The sequence below is a fragment of the Shewanella sp. HL-SH5 genome (assembly GCF_051163755.1).
In the GTDB taxonomy this organism is placed as follows: Bacteria; Pseudomonadota; Gammaproteobacteria; order Enterobacterales; family Shewanellaceae; genus Shewanella; species Shewanella glacialimarina.
Genome location: NZ_CP195038.1, coordinates 963,482 through 987,857 on the forward strand (window position 1 = coordinate 963,482; position 24,376 = coordinate 987,857).

The 24,376-nt window shown below is 41.3% G+C and carries 23 protein-coding genes and 2 tRNA genes; 23 read left to right on the top strand and 2 right to left on the bottom strand.

Features of this window, described 5'->3' with window-relative positions; all coding sequences use genetic code 11:
- Nucleotides 1-434 precede the first annotated feature (434 nt).
- The 9 genes from ACRWQM_RS04160 (at nt 435) to greA (ending at nt 8,395) form a co-directional block, all read left to right on the top strand.
- Nucleotides 435-1,769, top strand: coding sequence for a Na(+)-translocating NADH-quinone reductase subunit A (locus ACRWQM_RS04160; protein ID WP_434931975.1), 1,335 nt, complete (start codon nt 435-437; stop codon nt 1,767-1,769).
- The gene (locus ACRWQM_RS04165) at nt 1,769-2,968 is read left to right on the top strand and encodes an NADH:ubiquinone reductase (Na(+)-transporting) subunit B (RefSeq protein ID WP_434931361.1); all 1,200 of its coding nucleotides are present in this window, start codon (nt 1,769-1,771) and stop codon (nt 2,966-2,968) included. The genes ACRWQM_RS04160 and ACRWQM_RS04165 overlap by 1 nt, the downstream gene beginning before the upstream one ends.
- Nucleotides 2,961-3,746, top strand: coding sequence for a Na(+)-translocating NADH-quinone reductase subunit C (locus ACRWQM_RS04170; protein WP_434926899.1), 786 nt, complete (start codon nt 2,961-2,963; stop codon nt 3,744-3,746). Before ACRWQM_RS04165 ends, ACRWQM_RS04170 begins: the two co-directional genes overlap by 8 nt.
- Nucleotides 3,746-4,378, top strand: coding sequence for an NADH:ubiquinone reductase (Na(+)-transporting) subunit D (locus ACRWQM_RS04175; protein WP_226413890.1), 633 nt, complete (start codon nt 3,746-3,748; stop codon nt 4,376-4,378). The genes ACRWQM_RS04170 and ACRWQM_RS04175 overlap by 1 nt, the downstream gene beginning before the upstream one ends.
- A 5-nt stretch (nt 4,379-4,383) precedes the next feature.
- Nucleotides 4,384-4,992: an NADH:ubiquinone reductase (Na(+)-transporting) subunit E gene (gene nqrE / locus ACRWQM_RS04180; protein WP_226413892.1), complete on the top strand. Its 609-nt coding sequence runs from the start codon at nt 4,384-4,386 to the stop codon at nt 4,990-4,992.
- 47 nt (nt 4,993-5,039) lie between these two features.
- Nucleotides 5,040-6,287: an NADH:ubiquinone reductase (Na(+)-transporting) subunit F gene (gene nqrF / locus ACRWQM_RS04185; protein ID WP_235088546.1), complete on the top strand. Its 1,248-nt coding sequence runs from the start codon at nt 5,040-5,042 to the stop codon at nt 6,285-6,287.
- Nucleotides 6,288-6,386: 99 nt separating this feature from the next.
- The gene (locus ACRWQM_RS04190) at nt 6,387-7,397 is read left to right on the top strand and encodes an FAD:protein FMN transferase (protein ID WP_434931362.1); all 1,011 of its coding nucleotides are present in this window, start codon (nt 6,387-6,389) and stop codon (nt 7,395-7,397) included.
- A 25-nt stretch (nt 7,398-7,422) separates the two neighbouring features.
- Nucleotides 7,423-7,644 (top strand): (Na+)-NQR maturation NqrM, encoded by a 222-nt coding sequence (gene nqrM, locus ACRWQM_RS04195; protein ID WP_226413896.1) that lies wholly within the window; start codon nt 7,423-7,425, stop codon nt 7,642-7,644.
- 274 nt (nt 7,645-7,918) lie between these two features.
- Nucleotides 7,919-8,395, top strand: a complete 477-nt coding sequence (gene greA, locus ACRWQM_RS04200) for a transcription elongation factor GreA (protein ID WP_434926898.1) — start codon at nt 7,919-7,921, stop codon at nt 8,393-8,395.
- A gap of 99 nt (nt 8,396-8,494) precedes the next feature.
- Here greA and yhbY read toward each other — a convergent pair whose 3' ends face one another.
- Nucleotides 8,495-8,794, bottom strand: coding sequence for a ribosome assembly RNA-binding protein YhbY (gene yhbY, locus ACRWQM_RS04205; RefSeq protein WP_434926897.1), 300 nt, complete (start codon nt 8,792-8,794; stop codon nt 8,495-8,497).
- Nucleotides 8,795-8,884: 90 nt separating this feature from the next.
- On the opposite strand from yhbY, the gene rlmE reads away from it, so the two are divergent.
- From rlmE to rpsO, 14 genes are all read left to right on the top strand, one after another.
- Nucleotides 8,885-9,514 (top strand): 23S rRNA (uridine(2552)-2'-O)-methyltransferase RlmE, encoded by a 630-nt coding sequence (rlmE, locus tag ACRWQM_RS04210; protein ID WP_434931363.1) that lies wholly within the window; start codon nt 8,885-8,887, stop codon nt 9,512-9,514.
- 46 nt (nt 9,515-9,560) lie between these two features.
- Nucleotides 9,561-11,528, top strand: a complete 1,968-nt coding sequence (gene ftsH, locus ACRWQM_RS04215; RefSeq protein WP_434931364.1) for an ATP-dependent zinc metalloprotease FtsH — start codon at nt 9,561-9,563, stop codon at nt 11,526-11,528.
- Between the two features lie 76 nt (nt 11,529-11,604).
- Nucleotides 11,605-12,438, top strand: coding sequence for a dihydropteroate synthase (gene folP, locus ACRWQM_RS04220; RefSeq protein ID WP_434926895.1), 834 nt, complete (start codon nt 11,605-11,607; stop codon nt 12,436-12,438).
- Between the two features lie 61 nt (nt 12,439-12,499).
- Complete coding sequence (gene glmM, locus ACRWQM_RS04225; RefSeq protein WP_434931365.1) at nt 12,500-13,837, top strand: phosphoglucosamine mutase; 1,338 nt, start codon at nt 12,500-12,502, stop codon at nt 13,835-13,837.
- Nucleotides 13,838-13,984: 147 nt separating this feature from the next.
- Entirely contained in the window at nt 13,985-14,767 is a 783-nt protein-coding gene (gene tpiA, locus ACRWQM_RS04230; RefSeq protein ID WP_434926893.1) for a triose-phosphate isomerase, read from the top strand.
- A 4-nt stretch (nt 14,768-14,771) separates the two neighbouring features.
- On the top strand, nt 14,772-15,107 hold the full coding sequence (gene secG / locus ACRWQM_RS04235) for a preprotein translocase subunit SecG (RefSeq protein WP_226413912.1): 336 nt from the start codon (nt 14,772-14,774) through the stop codon (nt 15,105-15,107).
- A gap of 12 nt (nt 15,108-15,119) precedes the next feature.
- A tRNA-Leu gene (locus ACRWQM_RS04240) sits at nt 15,120-15,206 on the top strand.
- An 83-nt stretch (nt 15,207-15,289) separates the two neighbouring features.
- Nucleotides 15,290-15,366, top strand: a tRNA-Met gene (locus ACRWQM_RS04245).
- Between the two features lie 159 nt (nt 15,367-15,525).
- Complete coding sequence (gene rimP / locus ACRWQM_RS04250) at nt 15,526-15,981, top strand: ribosome maturation factor RimP (RefSeq protein WP_226413914.1); 456 nt, start codon at nt 15,526-15,528, stop codon at nt 15,979-15,981.
- A gap of 31 nt (nt 15,982-16,012) precedes the next feature.
- Entirely contained in the window at nt 16,013-17,512 is a 1,500-nt protein-coding gene (gene nusA, locus ACRWQM_RS04255) for a transcription termination factor NusA (protein WP_434926890.1), read from the top strand.
- Nucleotides 17,513-17,537: 25 nt separating this feature from the next.
- On the top strand, nt 17,538-20,183 hold the full coding sequence (gene infB, locus ACRWQM_RS04260; RefSeq protein ID WP_434931366.1) for a translation initiation factor IF-2: 2,646 nt from the start codon (nt 17,538-17,540) through the stop codon (nt 20,181-20,183).
- Between the two features lie 61 nt (nt 20,184-20,244).
- Nucleotides 20,245-20,667 carry a 30S ribosome-binding factor RbfA gene (gene rbfA / locus ACRWQM_RS04265; RefSeq protein WP_226413920.1) on the top strand — a complete coding sequence of 141 codons (423 nt, stop codon included), beginning with the start codon at nt 20,245-20,247 and terminating at the stop codon, nt 20,665-20,667.
- A complete protein-coding gene (gene truB, locus ACRWQM_RS04270; protein ID WP_434931367.1) occupies nt 20,667-21,629 on the top strand; it encodes a tRNA pseudouridine(55) synthase TruB in 963 nt (320 codons plus the stop codon). The genes rbfA and truB overlap by 1 nt, the downstream gene beginning before the upstream one ends.
- Before the next feature lie 138 nt (nt 21,630-21,767).
- On the top strand, nt 21,768-22,037 hold the full coding sequence (gene rpsO / locus ACRWQM_RS04275) for a 30S ribosomal protein S15 (protein WP_235088586.1): 270 nt from the start codon (nt 21,768-21,770) through the stop codon (nt 22,035-22,037).
- 83 nt (nt 22,038-22,120) lie between these two features.
- Here rpsO and ACRWQM_RS04280 read toward each other — a convergent pair whose 3' ends face one another.
- Complete coding sequence (locus tag ACRWQM_RS04280) at nt 22,121-24,157, bottom strand: putative bifunctional diguanylate cyclase/phosphodiesterase (protein WP_434926887.1); 2,037 nt, start codon at nt 24,155-24,157, stop codon at nt 22,121-22,123.
- Between the last annotated feature and the right edge of the window lie 219 nt (nt 24,158-24,376).

The following is a 24,376-nucleotide window of genomic DNA, read 5'->3' on the forward strand; positions in this document are numbered from 1 at the left end:
ATTATCCGCTGGGCAGTGTTCTGGTTGATAAATAATCATTTCATCTTTAAAGATAGTGTAAAGCTCATGCTGAAATAGCATGGGCTTTATTTCTAATCCTTCCTATTTTAAAAATATTAATCAAAAATATTACTTTTAAAATTAATGCTATATTTTAGTTTGCATGGAACAAAATATGCACTTTGGACCTAATAAATAATCGCCAGTCGCTTTGTACTATATTAGAAGACTAAATTGGTGCATTGGTTTGAAAACACCTATTATTTTCGTGGCGATAGTCTTATATATGGGGTAAAATGCGCGCGACCAGCGTGATTATGATCGCATTTCCGTGTTAAACCTGCGCTAGCTCCAGAATGAGGTGTTTTTTAACACATTGTTTTTGTAGCAGAACGTGGCGCATTGTCTTTCCTTCAAACGTAGTGCTTGTGGATATGATTACAATTAAGAAAGGATTGGAACTACCTATAACAGGTAGACCAGAGCAAGTTATCCATAATGGCCCAGCCATTAGATACGTAGCTACTTTGGGTGAAGAGTATATTGGCTTACGTCCAACGATGAAGATTAAAGTGGGCGATAAAGTACAAAAAGGCCAGGTTCTTTTTGAAGATAAGAAGAATTTAGGCGTTAAATATACGGCTTTAGCCAGTGGTACTATTTCCGAAATTAACCGAGGTGCTAAACGTGTACTTCAGTCTGTTGTCATTGAAGTTGAAGGTAACGATTGTGTTGCGTTCAATAAATATGATGCTGGCTCATTAGACACGTTAGACTCGCAAGTTGTTCGTGATAATCTGATTGAATCAGGTTTGTGGACGGCATTGCGTGTGCGCCCATTTAGCAAAGTGCCTGCAGTTGATGCTGCTACACAAGGCATTTTTGTGACTGCTATCGATACACAACCTCTTGCTGCAGATCCTGTGGTAGTCATTGCCGAATATAAAGATGATTTTGCCAATGGTTTAAAGGTGCTTGCACGTTTAACTGAAGGTAAAGTGTATTTATGTAAAGCACCTGGTGCAGATATTCCTTCAGCAAATGCCCAAGTGGCAGAGTTTGGCGGGAAGCACCCAGCGGGGCTTGTTGGTACACACATACATAACATTCTTCCAGCTTCAGCTACGCGTAGTGTGTGGCATGTGGGCTATCAAGATGTAATCGCCATTGGCCAATTATTCACTCAGGGCACTTTAAATACTGAGCGTGTTATTGCCATTGCCGGCCCTAAAGCAAAACAACCTCGTTTAGTTCGTACTCAAGTAGGCGCAAGCATTACTGAGTTAACGACAAATGAAGTTGATGAAGGCAAAGTGCGTATCGTTTCAGGCTCAGTATTAAACGGTCGCTCAGCAATCGGGCCTCATGCATACTTAGGCCGTTACCACGCACAAGTTAGCTTACTTGAAGAAGGTTACGAGAAAGAGTTATTCGGCTGGGCTATGCCTGGCGCAGATAAATTCTCAATAACTCGTGCATTTTTAGGTCACTTAAGCCCTTCTCGCTTATTTCCTATGACAACTAGCACTGGTGGTTCAGACCGCGCTATGGTGCCAATTGGAAACTATGAGCGGGTAATGCCACTTGATATTCTTCCTACCATGTTATTACGTGACTTAGTGTCAGGTGATTATGATGGCGCCGTGAGATTGGGTGCTCTTGAGCTAGATGAAGAAGATTTGGCGTTATGTACTTTCGTATGTCCAGGTAAATATGACTATGCGTCATATCTACGTGACTGCTTAGATACGATCGAGAGGGAAGGCTAATGAGCTTGAAAGATTTTATCGAACGTATTGAGCCGCAATTTGAAAAAGGCGGCAAATACGAGAAGTGGTATGCACTTTATGAAGCAGCAGCTACGGTATTTTATACTCCAGGTAAAGTGAACAAGGGTAGAACCCATGTTCGTGATAACATCGATCTAAAACGTATGATGATTACGGTTTGGGCGTGTACATTTCCAGCAATGTTTTTTGGTATGTATAACGTGGGTCTTCAAGCGCAAGTGGCATTAGTTGCTGGCTTTGGTACTCCAGATGTTTGGCAAGTTGGCTTGTTTGAGTTATTTGGTGCTCAGTTAACCGCTGACTCTGGTATCACATCATTGATGTGGTATGGTGCGTGCTTCTTCTTACCTATCTATGCGGTGACTTTCGCTGTAGGTGGTTTTTGGGAAGTATTATTCGCTTCAGTCCGCGGTCATGAAGTCAATGAAGGCTTCTTCGTTACCTCAGTATTATTTGCATTAACCTTACCAGCAACGATCCCTTTATGGATGGTGGCGTTGGGGATTACATTCGGTGTAGTGGTTGCTAAAGAAATCTTTGGTGGTACAGGCCGTAACTTCCTTAACCCTGCGTTAGCGGGTCGTGCATTCTTGTTCTTTGCTTACCCCTTAAGTATGTCTGGTGACACGACTTGGGTTGTTGCCGATGGTTATTCAGGCGCAACTGCACTAAGTCAAGCTGCACAAGGTACATTTGACTATGCCAACAATGCAAATTGGATTGATGCTTTCATGGGCTTCATTCCGGGCTCTGTGGGTGAAGTTTCTACCTTTGCTATTTTGCTGGGTGGTTTAGTCATTATTTATGCTCGCATCGCTTCATGGAGAATCGTTGGTGGTGTTTTCATAGGTATGGCTGCTATTGCAACATTATTAAACGTAATTGGTAGCGATACTAACCCTATGTTCGCAATGCCTTGGTATTGGCACTTAGTGTTAGGTGGATTTGCTTTCGGTATGATGTTTATGGCGACTGATCCTGTATCAGCTTCATTTACCAATTCTGCAAAGTGGGCCTACGGTCTGTTAATCGGTGCGATGGTAGTGTTTATCCGTGTGATTAACCCTGCATTCCCAGAAGGTATGATGTTGGCTATTTTGTTTGCCAACTTATTTGCCCCATTATTTGACCACTTCGTCGTGCAAGCAAATATCAAACGGAGGATCGCACGTGGCTAGTAATAAAGATTCGTTCGGTAGAACGCTATTTGTTGTTGTCGGCTTATGTCTTATCTGCTCAGTGCTTGTTTCTACCGCTGCTGTGGTATTAAAACCTATTCAGCAAGAGAACAAGTTACTTGATAAGCAAAAGTATATACTTGAAGCGGCAAGCCTTATTAATACTAAAGAAGGTAAGGTCACTAAAGCAGATATTCTTAGCAAATATAATCAATATGTTGAAGCGCGTTTAGTCGACCTGAAAACCGGTGAGTTTGTCGAAGGTGACGCTAATGCTTATGATCAACGTAAAGCATCACGTGATCTAAGTACTTCATCAATTCCTGAAAATGACATTGCCTCGATCAAGCGCGTTGCCGATAAAGCGGTAGTGTATTTGGTTCGTGATGATGATGGTAAATTAACCAGTGTTATTTTACCTGTTCACGGTTACGGCTTATGGTCAACCATGTATGCGTTCTTAGCATTAGAAGCTGACTTAAACACGATTCAAGGCTTAGTTTATTACGACCAAGCTGAAACTCCGGGTTTAGGCGGTGAAGTTGAAAATCCAAAATGGAAAGCCTTGTGGAACGGCAAACAGTTATTTGATGAGCAAGGTAACTTTGCTATCAGTGTAACTAAAAACCCTGCAGTGGCGAGCACTGTTTACGGTGTTGATGCACTTTCTGGTGCAACATTAACCAGTAACGGTGTACAACATTCATTGCAGTTTTGGTTAGGTAAAGAAGGCTTTGCAAGCTTTATCGCTAAAGCACGCAACGGAGGGTTAAGCTAATGGCTGACGTTAAAGAACTTAAACAGGTTCTGACTGGACCGATTATCAATAATAACCCAATTGCCTTGCAAATATTGGGTGTATGTAGTGCCCTTGCTGTTACCACAAAGCTTGAAACTGCACTGGTAATGACGATTGCATTAACAGCGGTAACAGCGTTTTCTAACCTGTTTATTTCGCTTATTCGTAATCACATTCCAAGCAGTGTGCGTATTATTGTACAGATGACCATTATTGCCTCATTGGTAATTGTGGTTGACCAGGTACTACAAGCTTATGCTTATGCTATTTCTAAACAGTTATCAGTATTCGTAGGTTTGATTATTACTAACTGTATTGTAATGGGTCGTGCTGAAGCTTATGCAATGAAAACGCCTCCGATGATGAGTTTTATGGATGGTATCGGTAACGGATTAGGCTACGGTGTTATTTTATTGTCTGTTGGTTTTTTCCGTGAATTATTTGGTAATGGTTCATTATTCGGCGTAGAAATCCTCAGTAAAATCTCTGACGGTGGTTGGTATCAACCTAACGGTTTATTACTGCTTCCACCAAGTGCGTTCTTCTTGATCGGCGGTTTTATCTGGTTGATCCGTACTTATAAGCCAGAGCAAGTAGAAGCAAAAGGGTAAACGCAATGGAACATTATATTAGTTTATTAATTCGCTCCGTTTTCATTGAAAATATGGCGCTGGCGTTCTTTTTAGGTATGTGTACTTTTTTAGCTGTGTCTAAGAAAGTGACTACTGCGATGGGCCTAGGTGTTGCAGTTATCGTGGTACTGGCTATTTCTGTACCTGCTAACCAAATTATTTATCAAGGTTTACTTGCTCCTGGTGCTTTAGCTTGGGCTGGTATACCGGAAGCTGATTTAAGCTTCTTGAAGTTCATTACCTTCATCGGTGTGATTGCAGCGCTTGTACAAATTTTGGAAATGGCATTAGATAAATACTTTCCACCTTTATACAATGCATTGGGTATTTTCTTACCATTGATTACTGTTAACTGTGCAATTTTCGGTGCAGTATCATTTATGGTAGAGCGTGATTATAACCTAGGCGAAAGCGTAGTGTTTGGTATCGGCTCTGGTATCGGTTGGGCGTTAGCAATTGTATTGTTAGCGGGTATCCGTGAGAAAATGAAGTATTCTGATGTGCCAAATGGCTTACGTGGCTTAGGTATTACCTTTGTTACCGCAGGTCTTATGGCTTTGGGTTTCATGTCGTTCTCTGGTGTTTCTTTGTAAGAAATACTGAGACGAAGTATTAATTTGAACCTTTAAGGAATAAGTGAATGGGTATTCTTGAATCTACTCCAATAGATGTTTATCTAGGTGTGAGTATGTTTACTGTTATCGTACTAGTTTTGGTATTAGTGATTTTATTCGCTAAGTCGAAGCTGGTTGCTAGCGGTGATATCACCATTAGTATCAATGGTGATGCAGACAAGGCAATTAAAACAGGTGCCGGTGGTAAGCTACTGGGTGCCTTAGCCAATAATGGTATTTTCGTATCAAGTGCATGTGGTGGCGGTGGCTCATGTGGTCAATGTCGCGTGATGATTAAATCTGGTGGCGGTGATATTTTGCCAACAGAACTTGATCACATCAGTAAAGGCGAAGCTCGCCAAGGTTGTCGTTTGTCATGTCAGGTCAACGTAAAAAGTGACATGGACATTGAATTAGACGAAGAAATCTTTGGTATTAAAAAATGGGAATGTGCAGTTATCTCTAACGATAATAAAGCCACTTTCATTAAAGAACTGAAGCTTCAAATTCCTGATGGTGAAACAGTTCCATTCCGTGCCGGCGGTTATATTCAAATTGAAGCACCTGCTCATCATGTTAAATATGCTGAGTTTGAAGTGCCTGAACAATATCGTGGCGACTGGGAACATTTTGGCTTCTTCAAGTTAGAGTCAAAAGTAGACGAAGAAACAATTCGTGCATACTCAATGGCTAACTATCCAGAAGAGTTTGGTATTATTATGTTGAACGTGCGTATTGCTACGCCACCTCCACGTAATCTGACCTTACCTTGTGGCAAAATGTCTTCTTACATTTGGAGCTTGAAAGCGGGTGATAAAGTCACTATTTCTGGTCCTTTTGGTGAGTTCTTCGCTAAAGACACTGATGCGGAAATGGTATTTATTGGTGGTGGCGCAGGTATGGCGCCAATGCGTTCTCATATCTTCGACCAACTTAAACGTTTAAACTCGAAACGTAAGATCAGTTTCTGGTACGGTGCGCGTTCTAAACGTGAAATGTTCTATGTAGAAGATTTCGACGGTCTTGCTGCTGAAAATGATAACTTCAAATGGCATGTTGCTTTGTCTGATCCTCAGGCAGAAGATAACTGGACTGGTTACACAGGTTTTATTCATAACGTATTGTATGAAAACTATCTGCGTGATCATGATGCGCCAGAAGATTGTGAGTTCTACATGTGTGGACCTCCAATGATGAACGCAGCAGTTATAGGCATGTTAAAAGATTTAGGTGTTGAAGATGAAAACATCTTATTAGATGACTTCGGCGGTTAATATCAATTAAGTTAAGGTGCTAAATTTAGCACCTTAATTTTTTATAGATTGCAGTATGCATTAGCTACTGCAATTTTTTGTTTTATGGGATAGTTCATTATGGCGAAATCAATTAAATCATTCCTGCTCATCCTGATTGCTTGCACAATTACAGCCTGTACACAGCCTGAGACAACCATTAAGTTGGAAGGGAGAACAATGGGTACCACATATCATATTACTTTGGTCACTAACGAGCATTTGCCTCAAGCACAATTGTTACAAACAGAAATAGATATGGCCCTTGAGACCGTTAATAATCAAATGTCTACCTATCGTCCGAACTCAGAGTTATCTCGTTTTAATCAGGTACAAATTAGACAAGGTGTCGATGTCTCACCCGATACTCTTTGGGTTGTAAAAGAGGGGATCCGTTTGAACGAGATAACTGACGGTGCTTTAGATATTACTCTTGGGCCGCTGGTTAACTTATGGGGATTTGGCCCAGACAAACGTCCTACATCTATTCCGACAGCTCAAGCCATAAGCGATGCTAAAGCAAAGACAGGGATCAATGAGTTAACTATTGAAGGCACCAAGCTAGTTAAACATAATGCCGATTTATATGTTGATCTATCCTCAATAGCTAAAGGCTTTGGTGTTGATAAAGTGGCATCTTTATTAGACAAGTATCAAATAGAAGGTTATTTAGTTGAAATTGGTGGCGAAATTAGTACCAAAGGGACTAAATTTGACGGCACTCCTTGGCGTGTCGCAATTGAAAAGCCTGCAGAAGACGGGCAAGAAGTGCAGCAAGTGATAGAACTTGATACAATGGCCCTAGCAACATCAGGTGACTATCGTATTTATTATGAAGAAAACGGTGAACGTTTTACGCATTTAATCGATCCCCGTACTGGTTATCCAATTAAGCATAAATTAGCCTCAGCCACTGTGCTGCACAAAAGTTCAATGACAGCAGATGGTTATGCTACAGCAATGATGGTATTAGGCACAGAGGCATCATTAGCACTTGCCAAAGAGCAAAATTTAGCAATAATGCTGATTGAAAAGCAGGAACAAGGTTATCAGGTCTTTTATAGTGAGGCCTTTAAGCCTTATCTTGATTGATCCATCCATTAAACTGGAGTCCGAAATGAGCACATTTATTGCTGCGTTTGTGGTGTTATTAGTTTTTTTCTTATTGATGTCTATTGGCTATATCATTAAGAAAAAAGCAGTGGAAGGAAGTTGTGGTGGCTTAGGAGTGTTAGGCATCGAAAAAGCCTGTGACTGCGATGACCCCTGTGACAAACGTAAACGTCGAATGGCAGAAGAAGAACGCCTCGAGAAGTTAGCGCAAAACAGAATCATCTAACTTATTTGATTAGAGTTAATAAAGTTGTACATATAACAGCGCACAAAAAAGTGGGCTGTTTTTATATGATGACGCTGAAATTTATCGTCTTTAGCAGCATTTTTAGCTATCTGACTAGCAAGTCAGTAAAAGCTTAGGTAAGCTGTTGCCCATTATCTATGTAACATCCCTGTCGTATTACTTGTAGGTTTTAAAGTAAGTCATTCCAAACGATTATTATTGTGTCGATATTTTATCGGCACGGGATGCTTTTGTTTTATGGAGATCACTTAACATGAATAAAGTTCCAATGACCGTTGTTGGTGCTGATCAATTACGCAAAGAATTAGACATCTTAAAGTTTGATCGACGCCCTAAAATTACAGAAGCAATTGCTTCGGCGCGTGAGCTTGGTGATTTAAAAGAAAATGCAGAATATCATGCAGCACGTGAAGATCAGGGTATATGTGAAGCCCGTATTCGTGATATTGAAGGCAAACTGTCTAATGTACAGATTATTGATGTCACTAAAATAGAGAATACTGGCAGAGTTATCTTTGGTACTACTGTCAGCATTCTCAATATCAATACCGATGCTGAAATGACTTATCGAATAGTTGGTGATGATGAAGCAGATATCAAATTGAATTTGATATCTGTTAACTCCCCAATTGCTCGTGGACTTATTGGTAAAAACGAAGGTGATGAAGTCGGTATTGCCACTCCTGGTGGAATAACTGATTACGAAATTTTATCAGTTAAATATATCTAATTTTTACAGATAATAAAAAAACCACTGCCAAGGCAGTGGTTTTTTTATGTCAAATTGTTATAACTTAAGTTAATGAACTCGTTGATTCATTGACAGTAATTATTTTACTTTTGGAATGGCAATTTTCATTTCTGCAGATTGACGGAAGATAACTAAAATATGACCGATAGTTTGCACTTTCGTAGACTGTGTTTCACGAACAATGGCGTCAACGATGGCATTTTTAAGTTCTCTATCAGAAGAGGCAACTTTTACTTTGATCAATTCATGATAACTAAGTGCGCTATCAATTTCAGCCAGAACACCTTCAGTCAAACCATTGGCACCAAGCATCACAACGGGCTTTAAATTGTGCGCCAAGCCTTTTAGATGCTGCTTTTGTTTGGTTGTTAAATTCATTTATACCAACTTTTACTGAGTTACTGTTGAAAAGCGGCTATTCTACCCTTATATAGTCTTTATGTAACTCTCAATCGTTGCGGAATTTCAATGTCAGCTAAAAAACGTACAGCCAGCTCTAATCGCTGGATGCTAGAACACTTTGATGATCATTATGTTAAATTGGCTCAAAAACGTGGAATGCGCTCGCGCGCTGCTTTTAAACTAGAAGAAATTCAGGAAAAAGATCACTTGATTAAGTCAGGTATGACTGTAGTAGACTTAGGTGCAGCTCCTGGAGGTTGGTCTCAAGTTGCGGTTAAGTTAGCTGGAGAAAGGGGTAAAGTCATCGCCTGTGATATTTTACCTATGGATCCCATTGTCGGAGTCGATTTCTTGCAAGGGGATTTTAGAGAAGAAAAAGTACTCGAAGCTTTGCTTGACCGTGTAGGTGAAGCTAAAGTGGATGTGGTATTATCAGATATGGCACCAAATATGAGCGGTGCAGATGTTGTTGATCAACCTAGAGCAATGTATTTAGTTGAATTGGCATTAGACATGTGTAGGCAAGTATTGGCTCCAAACGGCTGCTTTGCCGTCAAAGTCTTTCAGGGGGAGGGTTTTGACGATTATATGAAGTCGGTTAAACAAGTTTTCAAAGTAGTAAAAACCCGTAAACCAGACTCATCTAGGGCCCGCTCTAGAGAAGTCTATTTAGTGGCGACTGGTTACAAGTTGTAGTAGTCTAATATCCATTATCGCAAGACTGTAATAGAGGTCTAATAATTTGAGTGACATGGCAAAAAATTTAATACTCTGGGTCGTCATCGCTGTTGTGTTGATGTCAGTATTTCAGGGTTATTCCCCCACTTCTTCGAATTCGCAGAAGATGGACTATTCCGCTTTTCTTGATAATGTCCGAGATGGACAGATTAAGACTGTTGAGATTAAAAGCGATCAGCGTACTATTGAGGGAACAAGATCTTCAGGAGATAAGTTCACCACGATTATGCCTATGTATGACCAAGATTTAATAAATGATCTTGATCGCAGAGGTATCTCGATGAAAGGTCAAGAAGCTGAAGAATCAGGCTTCTTAACCCAAATATTCATTTCATGGTTCCCAATGCTACTGCTTATCGGTGTTTGGATTTTCTTCATGCGTCAAATGCAAGGTGGTGGCGGTAAAGGTGCAATGTCGTTTGGTAAGAGTAAAGCCAAACTGATGAGTGAAGACCAAATTAAGACCACTTTTGCTGATGTTGCAGGTTGTGATGAAGCAAAAGAAGAAGTTAAAGAGCTGGTTGATTATTTACGTGATCCAACCAAGTTCCAAAAGCTAGGCGGCCGTATTCCAACTGGCGTGTTAATGGTTGGTCAACCTGGTACAGGTAAGACCCTATTAGCCAAGGCTATTGCCGGTGAGTCTAAGGTGCCATTCTTTACTATATCAGGATCTGATTTTGTTGAGATGTTTGTTGGTGTTGGTGCATCTCGTGTGCGTGATATGTTCGAACAAGCAAAAAAATCTTCACCTTGTATCATTTTTATCGATGAAATCGATGCAGTAGGTCGCCAACGCGGCGCCGGTGTAGGTGGTGGTCATGATGAACGCGAACAAACCTTAAACCAAATGCTGGTTGAGATGGATGGTTTTGAAGGTAATGAAGGCGTCATCGTTATTGCTGCAACTAACCGCCCTGACGTTTTAGACTCTGCGTTACTTCGTCCAGGTCGTTTTGACAGACAAGTCGTGGTTGGATTGCCTGATGTTCGTGGCCGTGAACAAATTTTAAAAGTACACATGCGCAAAGTGCCCTTGTCTGAAGATGTTAAAGCAAGTGTTATTGCCCGTGGTACACCTGGATTTTCTGGTGCTGATCTCGCTAACTTAGTTAATGAAGCTGCATTATTTGCTGCGCGTGGTAATCGCCGCATGGTTAGCATGGAAGAGTTTGAACGGGCCAAAGATAAAATTATGATGGGCGCAGAACGCCGTTCTATGGTGATGTCAGAATCTGAAAAAGAAATGACAGCTTATCATGAAGCTGGGCACGCCATCGTAGGTTGCTTAGTACCTGAGCATGATCCTGTGCACAAAGTGACTATTATCCCACGTGGACGTGCATTAGGTGTGACCTTCTTCCTGCCATTAGCTGATGCCGTTAGTCAAAGTCGTCTAAAACTAGAGTCACAAATTTCTGTGGCTTATGGTGGTCGATTAGCTGAAGAGTTGATCTATGGTAGTGATAAAGTGTCAACTGGTGCATCACAAGATATCAAATACGCTACTTCTATAGCGCGTAATATGGTGACTCAGTGGGGATTTTCAGACAAATTAGGTCCTTTACTTTACGCTGAAGAAGATAATGAAGTGTTTTTAGGTCGTAGCATGGGCAAATCAAAAGCTATGTCTGCTGATACCGCTTCGCTTATTGATTCTGAAATTAAAGCATTTATTGATAAAAATTATCAACGAGCGCAAACAATGCTGACTGAAAACATGGATATTTTACACTCCATGAAAGATGCATTGATGAAGTATGAAACCATTGATTCATTGCAAATTGATGATTTGATGAACCGTCGTGAAGTTCGTCAACCAGCTGATTGGCAAGTTGATGACTCTTCTGATGATAAAGGTGATGGTAAACCTGAAGCAAAAGATGATGATAAAGTTGAAAGTGTGACAACTGAATCGGAAGATAATGCTAAGAAAGATGATTTAAAGCCTGATGAGTCGCCCGTTAAGTAATTACGTGGTGTAAGTTAAAAAAGCCCCGCAAGGGGCTTTTTTGTTTTAGCTGATGGGTAATTATAGGTAACCAGTAATGTTTAAATTATCACATGGTAATAAACAGTTAGATTTAGCTCAACCTGTTGTAATGGGGATTGTTAACGTAACACCTGATTCCTTTTCCGATGGTGGAGAATTCAATTTATTTGAACATGCCTGCAAACATGTTGATTATATTATCGAGCAAGGTGCTAGCATTATTGATGTCGGTGGTGAATCGACCCGTCCAGGTGCCTCTGAGGTCACTGTTGAACAAGAACTTGCAAGAGTATTACCTCTAATCAAATATATTGCTGATAAACATGATGTTTGGATCTCCATTGATACCAGTAAACCAGAGGTTATGCAGCAAGCTGTAGCAGCGGGTGCCAATTTAATTAATGATGTTAGAGCTTTACAGCTCCCTGGTGCAATTGAGATGGCAGCAACTTTAAAAGTGCCAGTTTGTTTGATGCACATGCAAGGTGAACCTAAAACAATGCAAGACTCACCAGAATATGGAGATGTTATCTCTGAGGTAAGTGCTTTTTTTGAGCAACGCATTCTAGCTTGTGAGGCTGCAGGGATCACAAGAAGCAAGATAATATTAGATCCAGGCTTTGGCTTTGGTAAAACTTTAGCGCATAATTACCGCTTATTAGCGACATTGCCGCTGCTACATCAATTTCACTTACCAATATTAATTGGTTTGTCTCGAAAAAGCATGATTGGTGATTTATTAGCAAGGCCAACGTCTGAGCGCTTGGCCGGCAGTCTTGCCGGCGCGTTAATTGCTGCGCAGCAAGGAGCTCAAATTATACGTGTACATGACGTTCCCGAAACCGTCGATGTACTGAAAGTCATGTCGGCTACCATGGCGAATATTTAAGTTAGCCGCTGATAATAAATTAATTACAACAAACTGAGTGAATTCACTTAAGTGGGGATATGTGAAACAAAGACAATTTTTTGGAACTGATGGCATTCGTGGAAAGGTCGGTTCAGGCAAGATGACACCTGAGTTAGCATTAAAACTAGGCTGGGCAGCTGGACGAGTGCTTTCACGCAGTGGTACTAAAAAAGTGATTATCGGTAAAGACACTCGTATTTCAGGTTACTTATTTGAATCAGCACTCGAAGCGGGCTTATCTGCAGCAGGTTTGAATGTGTTACTGCTTGGGCCTATGCCGACACCTGCGGTGGCATATTTAACCAGAACATTTAGAGCAGAAGCCGGGGTTGTGATCAGTGCATCGCATAATCCTTATTATGACAATGGTATTAAGTTCTTTTCAACCGATGGCAGTAAGCTAGATGATGCTATTGAACTTGAAATTGAAGCCGAACTTGAAAAGCCACTGGTATGTGTTGAATCACATTTGCTTGGTAAGGCACGCCGTATCGATGATGCAGCAGGGCGTTACATTGAGTATTGTAAAGGGAATTTCCCTGCAGAGCATACGCTTACAGGGCTAAAAATTGTAGTGGATTGTGCCCATGGTGCTACTTATCACATCGCACCGAGTGTATTTAGAGAGTTAGGTGCTGAAGTGGTTGCTATTGGTGATAAACCTGATGGGTTAAATATCAATGATAAAGTTGGCGCAACCGCAATGGCTAAAATTTGCGAAACCGTACTCGCTGAGAACGCAGATTTAGGTATCGCGTTAGATGGTGATGGCGATCGTATTATGATGGTTAATCGACATGGTGAAGTGATTGATGGCGATCAAATTTTATACATATTAGCTGTCGATGCACAAAAGCGTGGTGTATTAAAAGGTGGGGTTGTTGGCACTTTAATGTCCAACCTAGGGCTTGATTTAGCCTTACAAGAGTTGAATATTCCTTTTGTTCGCTCTAATGTTGGCGACCGTTATGTGATGGAACTGCTGAAAAAGCATGAGTGGCGTATCGGCGGTGAAAATTCAGGTCATATTCTTAACTTAGATCATGGCACTACAGGCGACGGTATTATTGCAGGTATTTTAGTATTGGCAGCGATGCGTAGGCAGAATGCTTCCCTTGAGTCGCTTACCGAAGCGATGAAGATGCTACCGCAAGTGCTAGTTAATGTAAGATTTGAAGGCAGTAATAACCCACTTGATTCTGATGCAGTTAAATCGGCACAAGCCTATGTTGAGCAACAACTTGGTGCTCGAGGCAGAGTATTATTAAGAAAGTCTGGTACAGAACCGCTTATTCGCGTGATGGTAGAAGGCGAAGAGCATGATCAAGTGCTAGCCTTTGCAAATAGAATTGCCGAAGCGGTAAAAATGTCCTGTTAGTCAGAAATAAATCATAAATTTTCAATTAAGCTGTTGCTGGGGTAAAAAGTAACCACTTCGACAGCTTATTGTAAATATTCATCTATTACCTATTGTAACTTGATAAGTGGTTCGCTATTATTCACGCCGCTTTCAAAGGAGACAGTGATGGCACTCAGACGTCCTATGGTAGCTGGCAACTGGAAAATGAATGGCAATTCGGCATTAGCCCAAGAGTTATTTAAAAAGTTTGCAGCAAAGCTCCAAAATGATTCAGCTGAAGTGGTTTTATGCCCGCCTTCAATTTATCTTGAAAGTGTTAGGCAACTGCTTGAGTCAAACAAGCAAACCCTAGATGGGGCACTTGTTAGAATGGGCGCGCAAAATCTTAGTCAACATGACTTCGGCGCGTATACCGGCGAAATATCCGGGCAGATGCTAAAAGATTCAGGATGTCGATACGTAATTATCGGTCACTCCGAACGTCGCCGTATGTACGGTGAAACGAGTAATATAGTGGCAGAAAAGTTTGCCGCAGCTCAAAAACATGGTTTGACGCCTATATTATGTGTAGGAGAGTCAGGTCCAGCACGAGAAGCAAGACGTACTTTTGAAGTTATTGCTGAAGAGTTGGATATCGTCATTGAGAAAAATGGCACTATGGCTTTTGACAATGCGATTATCGCCTACGAACCTTTATGGGCTGTAGGGACAGGTAAGAGCGCAACTCCAGAGCAGGCACAAGAAGTTCATGCGTTTATTCGCAGTCGCCTCTCTGAAGTATCTCCATTTATTGGAGAAAATATCAGAATTTTATACGGTGGAAGTGTCACGCCAAGTAATGCGGCAGATATTTTTGCCCAACCTGATGTTGATGGTGGATTGATTGGCGGAGCTAGCTTAAATTCGTCCGAATTCCTAAGTTTATGTTCCATAGCAATGAGCGCATAATAATATGTACGAAGTACTTATAGTTGTTTACATGGTGGTAGCAATTGGCCTAGTAGGTTTGATTCTTATTCAGCAAGGTAAAGGCGCCGATATGGGCGCATCATTTGGAGCCGGAGCGTCTGGTACGTTATTTGGTTCTAGCGGTTCAGGTAACTTTCTGACTCGCAGCACAGCAGTTTTAGCTATCGCATTTTTCGCTTTAAGCTTAGTAATTGGCAATCTTAGTGCCAATCACAGTAAAGCTGAAGATAATTGGAGCGATATAGGTCCAGCCACTGAGCAAATCATTGATGAAGCGCCAGTAGTAGAACAACAATCAGAAGATAAAATCCCTGATTAAAGTACCAAATTAGCCGAGGTGGTGGAATTGGTAGACGCGCAGCCTTGAGGTGGCTGTGTCTTAACGGACGTGCGGGTTCAAGTCCCGCTCTCGGCACCAGTTAAAAATTGTTCAGTTAGCCTTGTATTACTGAATAGTTATTGCAAGATTAGACGTAAGTCAATATACTTGCATGCAGTTGACGCGGGATGGAGCAGTTTGGTAGCTCGTCGGGCTCATAACCCGAAGGTCGTCGGTTCAAATCCGGCTCCCGCAACCAGCTCCCTGTTATTGGATATTTCGATAACAGATACAGGTTCTATAGCAAAATAGCCTCGTATTTACGGGGTTTTTTGTTATATGGACTTTTGATTTTCCGTGATTTTAAGGCGGATTATACAGGGGCTTTTGCCCTTTTTTTGTTTTTTGGGGGTCATTTTTGGCAACATTAGAATCAAGACTGGTAGACATGTTAACGGTACCAGTTGAAGCACTTGGTTTTAAGCTTTGGGGCATTGAGTATGTCCAAGCTGGTAAACACTCGATAGTACGCATATTTATTGATCATGAAAATGGCATCCATATTGAAAACTGTGCCGAAGTGAGCCGACAAGTGGGTGCGGTACTTGATGTTGAAGACCCTATTTCTACAGAATTTACCCTTGAAGTATCTTCTCCGGGTGTAGATAGACCTTTATTTACTGCTCAACAATATGCAGCCTATGTAGGCGAAGATGCAAAAGTACAATTGACTATGCCGGTAGCGGGTAGTCGAAATTTAAAAGGCGCCATTGCTAAAGTTGACGGGCAAATGCTCACAATAACAGTAGATGGAAAAGACTTGGTTGTTGCTTTGGATAATATCCGCAAAGGCAACATCATCGCAAAATTTTAATAGTTTCAGGTGAAGAACGAGGCTAGACCAAATGAATAAAGAGATCCTGCTAGTAGCAGAAGCGGTTTCAAATGAGAAAGCGGTTCCGCGTGAGAAAATTTTTGAAGCGTTAGAAACTGCCCTTGCAACAGCAACCAAGAAAAAATACGAAGGTGATATTGAAGTTCGTGTTGCTATCGATCGTAAAACCGGACACTACGACACTTTCCGTCGTTGGATGGTTATCGATGATCAAGGTGAGCCGTTAGAAAACCCATATAGCGAAATTACCCTTGAAGCTGCACGCTATGAGAACCCTGATCTTCAACCTGGCGATTATGTCGAAGATGAGATCGATTCAGTAGTATTTGACCGTATAACAACTCAAACCGCAAAACAGGTTATCGTACAAAAAGTACGTGAAGCTGAGCGTGCTCAAGTTGTTGAACAGTTTATTGAGCGTGAAGGCGAGATTGTTACTGGTGTTGTTAAGAAAAGCACCCGTGAAAACGTGGTTGTTGATTTAGGTAATAACGCTGATGGCGTGATATTTAAAGAAGACTTAATTAGCCGTGAATCATTCCGCCCAGGTGATCGCGTTCGTGCATTACTTTATGCAGTTCGTCCAGAAGCACGTGGCGCGCAGTTATTTTTAACTCGCAGTAAGCCTGAAATGCTCATTGAGCTTTTCCGTGTTGAAGTGCCTGAAATTTATGACGAGTTGATTGAAGTTATGGGTGCTGCCCGTGAGCCAGGTGCCCGCGCTAAGATAGCCGTAAAGTCAAACGATAAACGCATAGATCCAATAGGTGCTTGTGTTGGTATGCGCGGTGCACGTGTTCAAGCTGTATCGAATGAATTATGTGGTGAGCGTGTTGATATCGTGTTGTGGGATGATAATCCAGCACAATATGTCATCAATGCGATGGCACCAGCTGATGTTGCTTCAATTATTGTTGACGAGGATAACCATTCAATGGATATCGCCGTTGAAGCTGACAGTCTGGCACAAGCAATTGGTCGTAACGGCCAAAACGTACGTTTAGCGACTCAACTTACTGGTTGGGAATTAAACGTAATGACAGTAGAAGACATGAATAAGAAACACCAAGCGGAAAGCGCGAAAGTGGTTGAATTATTTATGGCTACTTTAGAAGTAGACGAAGATTTTGCAACAGTTCTAGCGGAAGAAGGTTTCACTTCATTAGAAGAGATCGCTTACGTACCAGAAGCAGAATTACTTAATATTAACGGATTTGACGAAGATATCGTGGCTTCTTTGCGTGAACGCGCCAAAGCAGCGATTTCTACGCGTGCATTAGCTTCAGAAGAAGCATTAGATGGTGCACATCCAAGTGAAGACTTATTAGCGCTTGACGGTTTAGAAAGACATCTTGCCTTCGTATTAGCAAGTAAAGGTGTTGTTACATTAGAAGACCTTGCTGAGCAAGGTATCGATGATTTAATCGAAATAGAAGAATTGACAGAAGAAAAAGCAGGTGAGCTCATCATGGCAGCCCGCAATATCTGTTGGTTTGGCGAAGAAGCATAAGTCGATCAACAGGGGGATTTATTTGATGGCAGATACAAGTTTAGAAAAATTAGCTCAAGAAGTGGGCAAAACGGTTGATCGTTTAGTTGAACAATTTAACGAAGCCGGCATTACAAAGACAAAAGCTGACACCGTTTCTGAAAATGAGAAACAGCAGTTATTAGATTTTTTGAAGAAGCAACATGGTGGCGAATCTGCACCAACAAAAATGACATTGCAACGTAAAACCGTATCTACGTTAAGTGTGTCTGGTTCTGGTGGTCAGTCAAAAGACGTTAAAGTTGAAGTGCGTAAAAAACGTACTTTTGTTAAACGTGATGACGCCGATGTAGCTAAACTAGCTGCTGAAGAACAAGCTAAAGCTGAAGAAGCTAAGCTTAAAGCGGCTGCAGATGAAAAAGCTAAAGTTGAAGCAAAGGCTAAAGCAGATGCAGATGCAAAAGCTAAAATGGCTAAAGACGCTGAAGCTAAAGCTAAAGCTGCCAAGGCACCAAAAGTTGAGCCTAAAGCTGATAAGCCTTTAGACCCAGCAGCTCAAGCAGCAAAGGAAGAAGCTGAACGTATTAAAGCGACTCAGGAGAAAGTTCTGACGCAAAAGCAAATTGAAGAAGCCGACAAAGCTGCTGAAAAGGCGCGTAAATTGGCTGAAGAAAACTCTAAGCGCTGGGCTGACGAAGAGCGTCTACGCCTAGAAGCTGAAAAAAATGGTGATCACCATGTAACGACATCTAAAGTAGCGCGAGCTGCTGAAGATAGTTCTGATATGGATGATGAAAAACGTGGTCGTCGTGCTCGCAACAAAAACACCAGTAAGAAACGCGGTGGTAAAGATGCACGTGACGGTCGTGAAAGACATATGCGTCGCAATACAGCACCACAGTCCATGGCTCATGGCTTTAACAAGCCTGTTGCCGCAGTGACTCGTGATGTGCGTATTGGCGAAACGGTTACAGTTTCTGAATTAGCTCATTTGATGGCAGTCAAAGCAACTGAAATCATTAAGCAAATGATGAAAATGGGTACTATGGTTACCATTAACCAAGTACTTGACCAAGAAACTGCGCAGTTAGTGGCAGAAGAAATGGGCCATAAAGTGGTTCTACTTCGTGAAAACGAACTAGAACATCAAGTAATGCAAGACCGTGATGATAACGTTAAGTTAGAAACACGTGCACCAGTTGTGACCATCATGGGTCACGTTGACCATGGTAAAACGTCATTGCTTGATTATATCCGTCGCGCTAAAGTAGCAGCTGGTGAAGCCGGTGGTATTACCCAGCATATTGGTGCTTACCATGTAGAAACTGAGAACGGTATGATTACTTTCTTAGATACTCCTGGTCACGCTGCGTTTACCTCTATGCGTGCCCGTGGTGCTAAAGCGACTGATATCGTTATTCTAGTTGTTGCTGCTGATGATGGTGTAATGCCACAAACAATCGAAGCTATCCAACATGCTAAAGCCGGTAACGTGCCATTAATCGTTGCGATTAACAAAATGGATAAGCCAGATGCGGATCCTGAACGCGTTAAAAGCGAGCTATCTCAACATGGCGTAATGTCAGATGATTGGGGTGGAGATAATATGTTCGTCAATCTTTCAGCTAAGACTGGTGAAGGCGTTGATGATCTATTAGAAGGTATTTTACTTCAGTCTGAAGTATTAGAACTTAAAGCCGTTCGTGACACAATGGCAGCAGGTGTAGTCATTGAGTCTAAGCTTGATAAAGGCCGTGGACCTGTCGCAACTGTATTGGTTCAAGAAGGTACTTTACGTCAAGGCGATATCGTTCTATGTGGTTTAGAGTACGGAAAAATCCGTGCAATGAAAGATGAGAATGGTAATTCAATCACTGAAGCCGGCCCTTCAATTCCAGTTGAGATTTTAGGTCTTTCTGGTGTGCCATCAGCGGGTGATGAAGCTACCGTTGTACGTGATGAACGCAAAGCACGTGAAGTTGCACTTTATCGTCAAGGCAAGTTCCGCGATGTTAAGCTTGCTCGTCAGCAGAAGTCTAAACTTGAAAACATGTTTGCTAACATGGAAGAAGGTGAAGTTCAGGAATTGAATATCGTTCTTAAAGCGGACGTACAGGGTTCTCTGGAAGCGATTTGTGATTCATTAACAGGTCTATCAACAGCTGAAGTTAAAGTTAACATTATTGCTCGTGGCGTTGGTGCCCTTACTGAAACTGACGCAACGTTAGCTGCAGCGTCTAATGCTATTATGGTTGGCTTCAACGTTCGTGCTGATGCACAGGCGCGTAAGACAATTGAAGCTGAAAGTGTTGATTTACGTTATTACAGCATCATCTACAACTTAATTGATGAAGTAAGAGCGGCAATGACTGGTATGTTAGCGCCTGAGTTCAAGCAAGTGATCATTGGTCTTGCTGAAGTTCGTGATGTATTTAAGTCTCCTAAGTTAGGCGCAATTGCTGGCTGTATGGTTACTGAAGGTATTGTTAAGCGCAGTGCACCAATTCGTGTACTACGTGACAACGTGGTGATCTACGAAGGTGAGCTAGAGTCTCTACGTCGCTTTAAAGATGATGCCACTGAAGTTCGTAATGGCATGGAATGTGGTATCGGGGTTAAGAATTACAACGATGTTCGCGTAGGCGACCAAATCGAAGTATTCGAAATCGTCGAAGTAGCTAGAACGCTATAACATGTGAAAGGGCGGCATTAGCCGCCCTTTTTGATTTAATGGCTTAAGTGGGTTAATAGTCATGGCAAAAGAATTTAGTCGTACTCGTCGTATCGCTCAGCAGCTTCAACAAGAGCTGGCTATGGTGCTGCAACGTGATATGAAAGATCCTCGTATCGGTTTTGTTACAGTTAATGACGTTGAAGTTTCACGTGATTTAAGTTACGCGCGGGTATTTGTGACTTTCTTCGAAGAAGACATTAAGTTAGTTGAAGAAAAAATTGCGGCGTTAACCGCTGCTGCACCTTATATCCGTACATTAATTGCAGGGCGCATGAAACTTAGGGTTATGCCTGAGCTGCGTTTTATGTACGATAGTTCATTAGTCGAAGGTATGCGCATGTCTAACCTAGTTAGCCAGGTCATCACTAAAGACAAGCAAAAGCAGCAAGACAGTGGTCGTGTTGATGAGATTGACCAAGACGATACCCAGGAGAAAGATTAATGGCGCGTCGTCAAAAAGGTCGTTTTATTGATGGCATCGTTTTACTCGATAAAGGCACGGGCATTAGCTCTAATCATGCACTTCAGCGAGTAAAACGTTTTTTTAATGCCAACAAAGCTGGACATACCGGTGCGCTAGATCCTCTAGCAACGGGTATGCTACCTGTGTGTTTAGGTGAAGCTACCAAGTTTTCTCAACATCTTCTAGATGCTGATAAACGCTATACAGTGATTGCTAAGCTAGGGCAGCGAACAGATACCAGCGACTCAGATGGCGAAGTGGTTCAAGAGCGGGACATTAATTTTACTGAAGATCAACTGCAACAAGCATTAGCCCATTTTCGTGGTGATACTATGCAAGTGCCTTCAATGTATTCTGCATTAAAGCATCAAGGTAAGCCACTTTATAAATATGCTCGAGAGGGTATTGAAGTCCCACGCGAAGCAAGACCGATTACGGTTTTTGAATTGAACTTTTTGGGACTAGAAGGTGACCAGCTAACACTTGATATTCACTGTTCCAAAGGAACTTACATTCGCACTATTATTGATGATCTTGGTGAAATATTAGGCTGTGGTGCGCATGTTATTATGTTGCGTCGTACACAAGTTGCCAATTATCCTTACGATAAGATGGTAACCTTAGAACAGTTAGCGGCGATGATTGATTCTGCGACTGAGCAAGAGATTTCTCCTTTTGAAGCGTTAGATTCACTATTACTGCCTATGGATACTGCGGTAGCTAATTTCGCAGAAATAAATTTACCGGAAGATATGTTGTATTATGTTATGCAAGGCCAAGCAATACAGGCATCGGGATTAAAACCCGACGAATTAGTGCGCATCACCATTGGTGAAGAGCATAAATTTGTTGGTGTGGGGTCTATGAATGATGATGGTTTACTCGCACCTAAGCGTCTCATTGTTATTCGCGAAGCTGAATCAGATAATACTTTAAGTTGATGCAAGTTTATTATTGCTTAAATTGGGCAAACTAATTATTTATATTGCTCTAGTCATTAATTCTCGGTAGAATGTCGCGCTTCCTTTAGCTGAGTTAGTGATCGGCTAAAGATTATTTATTATATTTTGGAGATACACATGTCACTAAGTGCTGAAACTAAAGCAAAAATTCTAGCAGACTTCGGTCGTTGCGAAAACGATTCTGGTTCTACTGAAGTACAGGTTGCTTTATTAACTGCTCAAATTAACCACCTTCAAGGTCACTTTAAAACGCATATTCACGACCACCACTCACGTCGTGGCTTGTTACGTATGGTAAGTGCTCGCCGTAAGCTTTCTGCTTATTTAAAGCGCACTGACGTAGCTCGTTATACTGCTATGATCCAGAAGTTAGGTTTACGTCGTTAATACGACTTTGGCTTACTTTAGTAAGTCAAAACCGTAAAAAGGAGGCTTAGCCTCCTTTTTTATTGTCTTAAATTTGATGATTTCTAAAGTTGTAATATTTTAGCGCTTTCAGAGGCAATATACTTTTGTTCGAACTCTTCTAATGGTAATGGCTTGCTGAAGAAAAAACCTTGCCCAATAGGACAGTTATTTTCTCTAAGCCAGTCAAGTTGCTCCTCATTTTCAATTCCTTCAGCAACAATTGATAAATTTAGTTGGCGCCCTAGCATCAAAATAGTTGATGCTATTGCACTATCAACCGGAAGATCGCTTACAAAAGCGCGATCTATCTTCATCGTGGTTATAGGCAAATGGCGTAAATAAGATAACGAAGAGTATCCAGTACCAAAATCGTCAACTGCAATACCAAAACCAGCGGATTTGAGTTGTTCCAGTTTTGCTATTGCCTGTTCTATATCATTCATCAAAGATGTTTCGGTGATTTCTATTTCAAGTAAGTCTGGACGGATTTGATAGCGTAAAGCAAGTTGTTTGATATCAGGCACCAAACTTGAGTCGGCAAATTGCTGGGATGCGACGTTAACGGCAATAGGAACGGCATAATTGTATTTTTTCTGCCAATCTCTCAGTATTTTACAGCTTTGTTCAATGACCCATCTACCTATTGGAATAATAATACCAGTCTCTTCAGCTACAGGGATGAAAGACATTGGGCTGATGAGTCTGCCATCTTTTTGCCAACGAATTAATGCTTCACAACCAATAACTTTATTTGTGTTAATGTCGAATTTAGGTTGAAAATGAAGTAGGAACTCATTGTTTTTAAGTGCATCGTGCAAAGAGGCTTCGGTACGAAGTCTTACCGCTGCCCGCTCGGTCATTTGTTCTTTAAAAAACGCCCATTGATTCGAACCTGCCGCTTTAGCACTGTACATGGCGATATCAGCATGGCGTATTAAATCCTCTGCACTCTCACCATCATCAGGGTAAATGGAAATGCCGATAGAGGCCGCTGGGTGGATGGTGTGTTCATTTAACTGCAGCGGAGCGTTAAGCTGTATCAGCAGTTTATCAACAAAGTCTGCCGCCTGATCTGGGCTTTGGATATCATCGGCTAATACGACAAATTCATCCCCACCTAGACGAGCAACGCTACCCTTATCACCAACAACGCGTTCCAGAATACGGGCGATACGTGCTAGAAATTGATCACCTAATGCATGGCCTAGCGAATCATTAACATTTTTAAAGCGGTCTAAATCGATAAACAGCAGTGCAAAGTTGCGTTTGTGCACACGCGATCGTTGAATAGTTACATTGAGTGTTTCTAGTAATAAAGTTCGATTGGGTAATCCTGTGAGTGGATCTCGGGTGGCCATTTTACGAAGCTTATTTTGAGTTTGGCTAAATTGCAGTAAAATTTGATTAAATTTACTGGCCACTAACCCTAACTCATCATCCTTATGGGCTTTAGAAATTGGTAATAAGTTTTCACCGGGTGAATCAGGGTCTATTTTATCTATGGCTTCACTTATTCTCGCGATAGGTTGAGTTAAGAATCGATGGAAAACAACGGTAAGTACCAAGGTGAGTAATAATGCACGGGCCAATGTTGCAATAAAGCTGAGCTGAAGTTGGTCAAACAGATGCGTCGTTAACTTTTGAGTGTCATAAAATATCGTTAAACTACCAATTAGCTGTTGCTTTTTACTGCCTTCAAAATAGAAGGGGCGGTATAAGGGGCGTGATATTTCCTTTAGGTCGCCAAATAAACGGTTACTCAATAAAATGTAATTTTCTGAAAAGTCTTCACCTTCATTCACCACACTGACAAAAAGTGACCCATCATCAAGCTCAAGCACCGCAGAGCCCACATTATCAACTTTAATAATACCCTCTAAGGTTTGCTGAGCTAATTTATCATCTAATGCCCAGATGGCATTCGTGGTTGTTTGCTCTACAGAGTTAAGCAGTTCTTGCTGCGAGCTGGATAGTTGTTGTTTAGTCGTAACAACAACTAGGGCTATTTCAACTACAAATACAGCGATTGCAAAAAACAACGCCGTAAATACGACAAGATTAGTTTGTTTCCAAGTCAGTGATTTAAATCTTGAGGTCATCATTAATTCCGTGTCTTATAAGACCAGTAATGTTATTCGTCTTTATTATTAGTTTTTGTCTATTATTTTAATAGTTCTGTGACAAAAAATTCGTTTTATGTGATTGATAACAAATTGATTCATTAAATAGAATCTATCCATTACCCTAAAGTAACTGTAGTAAAATTAGTGCTACTTGTCACTCATATTTATGCGATTAGCGTCTAACACCGGTGATTT